Source organism: Dyella subtropica (genome assembly GCF_026283965.1).
GTDB lineage: Bacteria > Pseudomonadota > Gammaproteobacteria > Xanthomonadales > Rhodanobacteraceae > Dyella_D > Dyella_D subtropica.
Genome location: NZ_JAPDPD010000014.1, coordinates 147,730 through 155,437 on the forward strand (window position 1 = coordinate 147,730; position 7,708 = coordinate 155,437).

The following is a 7,708-nucleotide window of genomic DNA, read 5'->3' on the forward strand; positions in this document are numbered from 1 at the left end:
GGGCATGCATAAACCCATCGTGATCTTCACTATCGGTACCCAGGGCGACGTGCGGCCTTGCGTGGCGCTGGGGCAGGGGCTGCGTCGCGCGGGCTATCCGGTGCGCATCGCGACCAGCGGCAACTTTGCCGGGCTGGTGCGCGAGGCGGGCCTGGAGTTCTTCCCGTTGACCGCCGATTTCCAGGCCATGCTGGAGGCCGATCGCAGCATCGCCGATCAGGGCCTGGACCTGCGTGCGATGGCGCGCATCTTCCGCGAGCGCTACGCGCAATGGGCCGTGCACTGGGTCGACGAAGGGCTGGCGGCGAGCGAGAACGCCGGCCTGCTGATCGGGGTCAGCAACAGCACCCTGCTGGCCAAGGCGCTGTCCGAACGGCGCGGGGTGCCGTTCGCGATCGCGCGGCTGCAGCCGTTGACGCCTTCGCGCCTGCTGCCGCCCATGGTGCTGAGCGGTTCGCGCGAACGCCTGCCCGGCGCGCTCAGTCTTGCAGCACACCATCTGCTGTATCTGCTGGTGTGGCATGTGATGCGTCCGGCGATCAACGACATCGTGCGACCGCAGCTGGGTCTGCCTCGCTATCCCTGGCACGGTCCTTATCTTGGGCGCGGGGCGCTGGACGCCAAGGTGATCAACGGCTTCAGCCGGCACGTGCTGGCGCGGCCGGCGGACTGGCCTGACAGCTCCCAGGTCACCGGCTACTGGTTTTTCGATCCGCCGGCCTGGACCCCGCCGACCGACCTCGGCGACTTCCTCGCCGCGGGACCGAAGCCGGTCTATATCGGTTTCGGCAGCATGGTCAGCAATCAGGCGGCGGCGTTCACCCGCACCGTGCTGGACGGGGTGCGCAAGAGCGGCCAGCGCGCGGTGCTCGCAGCCGGATGGGGGGGCCTGGACATCCCCGAAGGGATGCTGGACGAACAAATCTACGGCCTGCGCCAGGCGCCGCACGACTGGCTGTTTCCGCGTATGGCCGCCGCCGTGCATCACGGCGGTGCGGGCACGACGGCTGCGGCCGCACGCGCCGGCATTCCCTCGGCCGTCGTGCCCTTCTACGGCGACCAGCCGTTCTGGGCGCGCTGCCTGCAGCGCCGTGGCGTGGCGCCGCCTGCGCTGGATCGCGAGCGTCTGGACGCGAACGCCGTGGCGACGGCGCTAGCCGCGATGCAGCAGCCGTCCATGATCAAGGAGGCGGAAGCGCTGGGCCGTGCTGTGCGTGCTGAAGATGGCGTGGGCGAGGCCCTGCGTCAGTTGCGGCGCTGGGGCTTGCTCGGCGAGCCGGCCGCCATCGAAGCATCCCAAGGACAGAAATGGAGCGTGGCATGACGGCAAGGCGTCCCTTTGCGTTGTTCGAGCGCGGCATGTATTTGGACGGCCAGCGACCCGTAGCCTTGGTGCTGCCGGCGACCGTGGTCGGCGCGCTGGACGAGGAACGCCTGCGCCTCGCCCTGGATCGCGTGCAGGCCCGGCATGCCGTGCTGCAATGCTTGGTGGAGCACGCCGCCGACGGGCATCCCTGGTTCGTGCAGCAGGCAACACCTCCGCCCATGGCCCTGCGTATCGTTGAGCGACAGACCGAAGACGATTGGCAGGAACAGGCACGCCTCGAATGCGAGCGCTTGTTCGACGGGCGGCGCCAGCCTCTGGTGCGCCTGGTCTGGCTCCGTGGTGCAGCGCGCAGTGAATTGTTGCTGAGCTGCCATCACTGCATTTGCGACGGCCTTTCGGCCGTGGGACTGATGCACGACATCCTCACTGCCTGTGGCCGCCCCGATGCGAAACTCGGGCGCCGTTTCGCGCTGAACAACAGCGAAGATGTCGTGCCACCCGAGGCGCGGGGCGACCGGTGGCTGCAACGGCGCGCCCGTTGGAAGGCTACATTGTTCAAATGGCTGATCCGCCTGCAGCGGATCGGCCCGCCGTTGAGCTACGGTCCGGCGTATACCTTGCGCTGGTCGATCGAGCCTGCGGCGATGCAGGCGCTGGTCCGGCGAAGCAAGCAGGAAGACGTTGGCGTGTTCGCCATCCTGAGTACGGCCTTCATGCTGGCCTGCTGGTCGGTGCGCGGCGCTCGCGGCGTGGAAAAATTCGTCGCGCCGGTCGATGTGCGGCGCTACCTGCCGGCGCTGCAAGGTGGCGCCCTGTTCACCATGGCACCGACCGTGCAGCTGTCGTTCGGCGGTCGCAAAACCATCAACGAGATGGCCGATTTCTGGGCGCTGGCGCGGGCCTTGAACGACGATATGCGCCGCAAGATCGACCGCCTGGCGTCAACGGTCTATGAGCGCCTGCTCGGCCTCGAAAGGCTGCATCCGCTGTTCGATCGCCTGATCGCCTATTCACGGTCGCGGCGCAGCGGCCGCAGCGTCTCACTGTCCTACCTGGGGCGGCTGGACGCCTCGACGCAGGACTACGGCAGCCTCCACCTGGAAGCCATTCATGCCCCTTCGGCGCTGCTGGAACCTACGCCTGCCAATCTGATCACCATGGTGGCTTTCGCAGAGCGGCTGGATATCGCTTTCATCTCGGACGAGAGCTCGCTTCCGTGTGCGCAGGCCGTGCAGATCCGCCTGCTGGCGATGGAGCTGTTGCAGACCGCCACTGCATTGCCGGCATCGGTCGCGTCCGGCATGAGCGCCGGCCCCTTGCCCGTGGAGAGCCTATGAAGAGCTACGGCCTGATCTTCGTGCTCTACCACCCCACCGAAGCGTTCTTGCGCAATCTGGACAAAGCCGCGGCGGCTGGGCAGAACCTGATCGCCGTGGACAACTCGCCGCAGCCGGACCTGGCGCTCTACGAGTTGCTGCGGCAGCGGGGTATGACGGTGCTGCACAACGCCAATCGCGGTGGGCTTGCTGGAGCCTACAACCGCGGTGCCGAAATACTGCTCGAACGCGGCTGCGAGGTGATCTTCCTGCTCGATCAGGATTCGGACATCGGCGAGAACTTCTTCGGCGCGATGATGCAGGCCTGCGAACACATGGAACGCGAGGAATTCATCCTCGGCCCGAAGATCTACGAGATCAACCTCGAAAAGTTCATGGTGGTGCTGCCGCCCGGACGACGCTGGCCCAAGCTGGTGAAGATGAGCGAGCCGACGGAAGGCCTGTTCGAAACCCTGTTCGTGATTTCCTCAGGCTCGGCGATTTCGGCGCCGGCCTATCGCCGCTTGGGTGCATTTCGCGAGGACTATTTCATTGAGTACATCGACATCGAGTACGGGTTGCGCGCCAACAGTCAGGGCATTCCGGTCTATATGAATGCGGCGGTGACGATGCGCCAGACCACGGGCGATATCGAGCGCCACGGCCGCATGTTCACCACCAATCATGCGGCCTGGCGGCGCTACTACGGAGCGCGCAACGGTGTTTTCACCCTGCGCATGTACCGGTCGCATTGGGCTCTGCATTGGCTGGGCGGCCTGCTGGCCCTGCACCAGTCGCTCAATGTCCTGCTGTTCGAGCCACAGAAATTGCGCAAGCTGCTAGCGGTCGCCTGGGGCTACATCGATGGACGTCTGGGGCGGCTGGGCACGTTCGAAAGCCTGCATCCACATATCGCTTCGTTCTGCAAAAAGATGCCGGCGCGGCGCGAAGCGCTCGCTGGTGGCTCGTCGGTCACGGCGAAATAGAGGCCATGAAGCGCAAACTCACCACGATCGAATACCTGATCGACGGCAACCTCAGTTATCGGCTCGCCATCGCCGGCGAGCTATCGATGGAACGCCTGCGCGCCGCGCTGGACCGCGTGCAAGGTAAACATCCGGCGCTGCGCATGCTGATCCGCGAAGAGCGCGACGGGCTGTACTACGAGCTGGATGCCGCTGGGCCGGTGCCTTTGCGTGCGGCGACGTGCATGTCGGAGCGGGATCTTGCCCGCGAAATCGAGCGTGAAGAGGCGATCACTTTCGCCCCTCACGAGCCGCAGCTGCGCGTGGCCTGGCTGCGCACCGATCATGGCGGGCTGTTGCTGATCACAACCGCGCACCGCATCTGCGACGGCATGAGTCTGCTGATCGTGGCGAAGGAGCTGCTCGGCGGGCTGCACCGCGAGCAAGCGCTGCTGCCGTATGCGCCGCTCAGTCCCCTGGACGTCGCCGGCGACGCGCATGGCCCGGACGAGTGGAAGCGCCGCTTGGCCGCCGCCGCGATCAATGGCCTGATCGGCCTGGTTCCGCCTTCGCGCCAGCCGCTGCTCCGCGATCCCGTGCGGCGGGAATGGCAAGTGGATGTGGGCCTGACTGCCGCCTTGAAGCACCGCTGCAGGCGTGAGCGGGTGTCCATGCACGCGGCCTTGCTGGCCGTCCTTGATCAGGCTTTGCAAGCGGCTCTGGGTAAGCGGGCGCCCACGCGCATCGACAGCCCGATCGATGCGCGGCGCGGGCGGCTGCCCCTGCTCAAGGACGACATGCTGTTCTTTGGCGGCGGCAGCTTCAAGATCGCGGTCGGCTGTGAGCGCGGCGCCGATTTGTGGGAGCGGGCGCGCGACATCTATCGGGAGATGGGCGAGAAGATCGAGCAGGAGCTGCAGGACATTCCCGGCAAGTACCGCTTCTGCGAGATGCTCAAGCCGCCTTCGGACGACAAGGTCCGCTCCATTGTGCGGCTCGGTGATGCGTTGAGCCGCAATGGCAACTGGAACCAGTTTTCCTTTTCCAACCTGGGGCCGATCGATCTGGTGGAACCGGATGCGCCGTTTCGCCTGGAGGAATTCAGCCTGTCCGTGCGCTCCTTCGGCGTGCGCATCCTCGGCCTCCTGGCCTTTTCGCTGCACGGCCAGTTGCGCTTCGTCTACGTGGGCGAGGAACAGTGCATGAGCCTGGCCGAGGTCGATGCACTGGAGCGCGTCTTCATGGAGCTGTTGCGGGAGCAGGTCGCCCGTGGGGAACGGGCGACCGAGCTTGCGAGGGTGTTAGAGCCGGCGAGTGAGTAGGTGGAGCGTTGTGGCCAGAGTTCACATCTCACATCGCGTCATTTCTCACGCCGCCTCATCCTGTGCGCAGGGCAGGGGATGTCACGGATGACGTGATGGGGCTGCTTACACCGGCTCCAGCCAACCCCACTGATCGTTGGTCTTGCCGTTGAACAAGCCAAAGAACAGCTCCTGCATACGACGCGTGACGCGCCCGGCCTTGCCGGCGCCAACCTGCTTGCCGTCCACCGAGCGGATCGGGGTGATCTCGGCAGCAGTGCCGCACATCAGCAGCTCGTCGGCGAGGTAGAGGAATTCGCGCGGGATATCGCGCTCGATCACTTCGATACCGTCCTCACGCGCCAGGGTGATCAGCGTGTGGCGGGTGATGCCGGTGAGGATCGAGGCGCTGGCCGGCGTGGTGTGCAGCACGCCGTCGAACACCAGGAACAGATTCTCGCCCGCACCCTCGCTGAGCAAGCCGGTGGAGGCCAGCGCGATGCCTTCGCCGAAACCGAGGCGGCGCGCTTCACGCGCGATCAGCTGGCCGGACAGGTAATTGCCACCCGCCTTGGCGCCCGCTGGGATGGTGTTGGGTGCGAAGCGCTGCCAGCTCGACACGCAGGCGTCGATGCCGCTTTCCAGTGCCTCCGGCCCGAGATAGGGGCCCATCGGCCAGGCGGCCACGGCCACGTCGATCGGCGTTTCAGCCGACAGCCCGAAACCGCCCAGGCCGCGGTAGGCCACCGGGCGCAGATAGGCCGCGCCGAGGCCGTTCTTCTTGATCACGTCGCGACACGCGGCGGCGATCTCGTCCTGCGTGTGCGGCAGCACCATGTCGTAGATCTTGGCCGACTGATACAACCGCTTGAGATGGTCGGTGAGGCGGAAGATCGCCGCGCCGTCCGGCGTGGCGTAGCTGCGAATGCCTTCGAACACCGAGGAACCGTAATGCAGCGCATGCGACATCACGTGCGTGGTGGCTTCATGCCAGGGCTTGATCTGGCCGTTCTGCCAGATCCATTCGGGATACTGCTGCGCCATGTCGGTTCTCCGGAAAAATGAGCGGCATGATACCTGCTGCCGTGTGAGCAGGCCTTTCAGCCAGCTTCCACGGCGTTATTCCGCGTTGCGCAGCCACAGGCAACCGGAGCGCCTGACGATGGCGAACCGGGTCTCGTGCGGTACGCCGCTGCCGTCGCTGGCGGCGGTGCGCAGTACCAATTGATGTTCGGACGGCGTGGGCGTGGGCGCTGGTGATGGATCGCCGCTGGCGCTGCCTCCGATGGGCGATGTGTCGAGGTTATAGATGTCGTTGGCCGGCGGTGGAGGCTGGTGCGACTCGGTCGTGTCTTCGCCGAAATCGAGCAGCGGCCGTTGCATCAGGGTCGTCAGCGCACGGATGTCCGCGACCGCGGCACTGCGCCCATAGCCACCCCATAGCATCAGGCCGGCCAGCCGATTGGGGTCGCGGGTGGCGAAGGCATCGGCCACGCTTTGGCGCAACTCGGCCACGTTGGAGGCGCAAAGGATCGGCGGCGGCTCGTTGGCCGGCGGGGCAAGGGCGGCGGGCGTGGATGGCCGTGGTGCGGCTTGTACCGGCGTCGCCTTCAACGCCGCGCACGGCTGGTCGGAAAACAGCGGGTTGCCGTCCGCGCCGATACAGCGATGGACACCGGTTTGTGCGAACGCGTGAGCGAAAGGCAGCAGGCACAACAACAAAAGAGCGAGGTACGGAAGGCGCATCCCGCCAGCATACGCTGGCGGCGCTGACTCAACCGTGCAGCCGGTCCAGAATCGCCTGCGTCGCCTTGGCGCGATTGAGTGTGTAGAAATGCAGCCCCGGTGCGCCGCCTTCCAGCAGGCGATGGCATAGCTGCGCCACCACGTCGGCACCCAGTTCGCGGATCGACTCGACATCGTCGCCATGCGCCTGCATGCGCTTGACGATCCAGCGCGGGATCTCGGCGCCGCAGGCATCGGAGAAGCGCTTGAGCTGGCTGAAATTGGAAATCGGCATGATGCCCGGCACGATCGGCACGCCCACGCCCAATCGCCGCGCGTCATCCACAAAACGGAAATAGGCATCGACGTTGAAGAAGTACTGGGTGATCGCACCGTTGGCGCCGGCCTCCACCTTGGCCTTGAAGTGGCGCAGATCGGCCAGCGCATCGTCGGCTTGCGGATGGGTCTCCGGGTAGGCCGCCACTTCGATGTGGAAATGGTCGCCGCTGTGTTGGCGAATGAAGCTGACCAGTTCAGCGGCATAGCGGAAGTCGCCCGGCGTCGCCATGCCCGAGGGCAGGTCACCGCGCAGCGCGACGACGCGGCGATAGCCGGCGGCGCGGTACGCATCCAGCAGTTCGGCGATCTCGGCGCGGCTGCCGCCCATGCAGGAAAGGTGCGGGGCTACGTCCAGGCCGTGATCACGATGCAGGCGGGCCACGGTGTCGCTGGTGTAACTGAGCGTGGAGCCGCCCGCGCCGAAGGTCACAGAGACGTAATCGGGCTCGTGCGCCTTCAGCAGCTTCGCGGCGCGATCGAGTTGTTCACGCTGTTCGTCGGTCTTGGGCGGGAAGAATTCGAAGCTGATCGACGGCATGGCAAAGGTCTCGGCTGGCGATGCCGGGAGTATATATCTCTTACTCGCGATAAAGCGATATATGCCGTTATGTGGGGGTGTCGCAAGGGCTTACCCCTCCCCAATCCTCCCCTGCAAGCAAGGGAGGGAGCAGGTCGCCGCGAGCTTCTAGCTCCTCCCCTTGCTTGCAGGGGGAGGCTGGGAGGGGGTAAGCCCTT

At 65.8% G+C, this 7,708-nt stretch carries 7 protein-coding genes; 4 read left to right on the forward strand and 3 right to left on the reverse strand.

Going from position 1 to position 7,708, the window contains the following annotated elements; genetic code table 11:
* The first annotated feature begins 4 nt into the window (after window positions 1-4).
* From OUZ45_RS13885 to OUZ45_RS13900, 4 genes are read left to right on the forward strand one after another with little or no spacing between them, the layout of a single operon-like run.
* The gene (locus OUZ45_RS13885) at window positions 5-1,324 is read left to right on the forward strand and encodes a glycosyltransferase (protein WP_266170710.1); all 1,320 of its coding nucleotides are present in this window, start codon (window positions 5-7) and stop codon (window positions 1,322-1,324) included.
* The gene (locus OUZ45_RS13890) at window positions 1,321-2,664 is read left to right on the forward strand and encodes a condensation domain-containing protein (protein ID WP_266170711.1); all 1,344 of its coding nucleotides are present in this window, start codon (window positions 1,321-1,323) and stop codon (window positions 2,662-2,664) included. Before OUZ45_RS13885 ends, OUZ45_RS13890 begins: the two co-directional genes overlap by 4 nt.
* A complete protein-coding gene (locus tag OUZ45_RS13895; RefSeq protein ID WP_266170712.1) occupies window positions 2,661-3,629 on the forward strand; it encodes a glycosyltransferase family 2 protein in 969 nt (322 codons plus the stop codon). Before OUZ45_RS13890 ends, OUZ45_RS13895 begins: the two co-directional genes overlap by 4 nt.
* A gap of 5 nt (window positions 3,630-3,634) precedes the next feature.
* Window positions 3,635-4,930 (forward strand): condensation domain-containing protein, encoded by a 1,296-nt coding sequence (locus tag OUZ45_RS13900; RefSeq protein WP_266170713.1) that lies wholly within the window; start codon window positions 3,635-3,637, stop codon window positions 4,928-4,930.
* A gap of 105 nt (window positions 4,931-5,035) precedes the next feature.
* On the opposite strand, the gene OUZ45_RS13905 is transcribed toward OUZ45_RS13900, so the two are convergent.
* The 3 genes from OUZ45_RS13905 to metF form a co-directional block, all read right to left on the reverse strand.
* Window positions 5,036-5,953 carry a branched-chain amino acid transaminase gene (locus OUZ45_RS13905; RefSeq protein WP_266170714.1) on the reverse strand — a complete coding sequence of 306 codons (918 nt, stop codon included), beginning with the start codon at window positions 5,951-5,953 and terminating at the stop codon, window positions 5,036-5,038.
* A 75-nt stretch (window positions 5,954-6,028) separates the two neighbouring features.
* On the reverse strand, window positions 6,029-6,655 hold the full coding sequence (locus tag OUZ45_RS13910; RefSeq protein ID WP_266170715.1) for a DUF4124 domain-containing protein: 627 nt from the start codon (window positions 6,653-6,655) through the stop codon (window positions 6,029-6,031).
* A gap of 28 nt (window positions 6,656-6,683) precedes the next feature.
* A complete protein-coding gene (metF, locus tag OUZ45_RS13915; protein ID WP_266170716.1) occupies window positions 6,684-7,511 on the reverse strand; it encodes a methylenetetrahydrofolate reductase [NAD(P)H] in 828 nt (275 codons plus the stop codon).
* Window positions 7,512-7,708 lie beyond the last annotated feature (197 nt).

Bases quoted from the DNA above. Each gene is read 5' to 3' on its own strand.
- OUZ45_RS13885 (WP_266170710.1), top strand. From the start codon at position 5: ATGCATAAACCCATCGTGATCTTCACTATCGGTACCCAGGGCGACGTG.
- OUZ45_RS13890 (WP_266170711.1), top strand. From the start codon at position 1,321: ATGACGGCAAGGCGTCCCTTTGCGTTGTTCGAGCGCGGCATGTATTTG.
- OUZ45_RS13895 (WP_266170712.1), top strand. From the start codon at position 2,661: ATGAAGAGCTACGGCCTGATCTTCGTGCTCTACCACCCCACCGAAGCG.
- OUZ45_RS13900 (WP_266170713.1), top strand. From the start codon at position 3,635: ATGAAGCGCAAACTCACCACGATCGAATACCTGATCGACGGCAACCTC.
- OUZ45_RS13905 (WP_266170714.1), bottom strand. From the start codon at position 5,953: ATGGCGCAGCAGTATCCCGAATGGATCTGGCAGAACGGCCAGATCAAG.
- OUZ45_RS13910 (WP_266170715.1), bottom strand. From the start codon at position 6,655: ATGCGCCTTCCGTACCTCGCTCTTTTGTTGTTGTGCCTGCTGCCTTTC.
- metF (WP_266170716.1), bottom strand. From the start codon at position 7,511: ATGCCGTCGATCAGCTTCGAATTCTTCCCGCCCAAGACCGACGAACAG.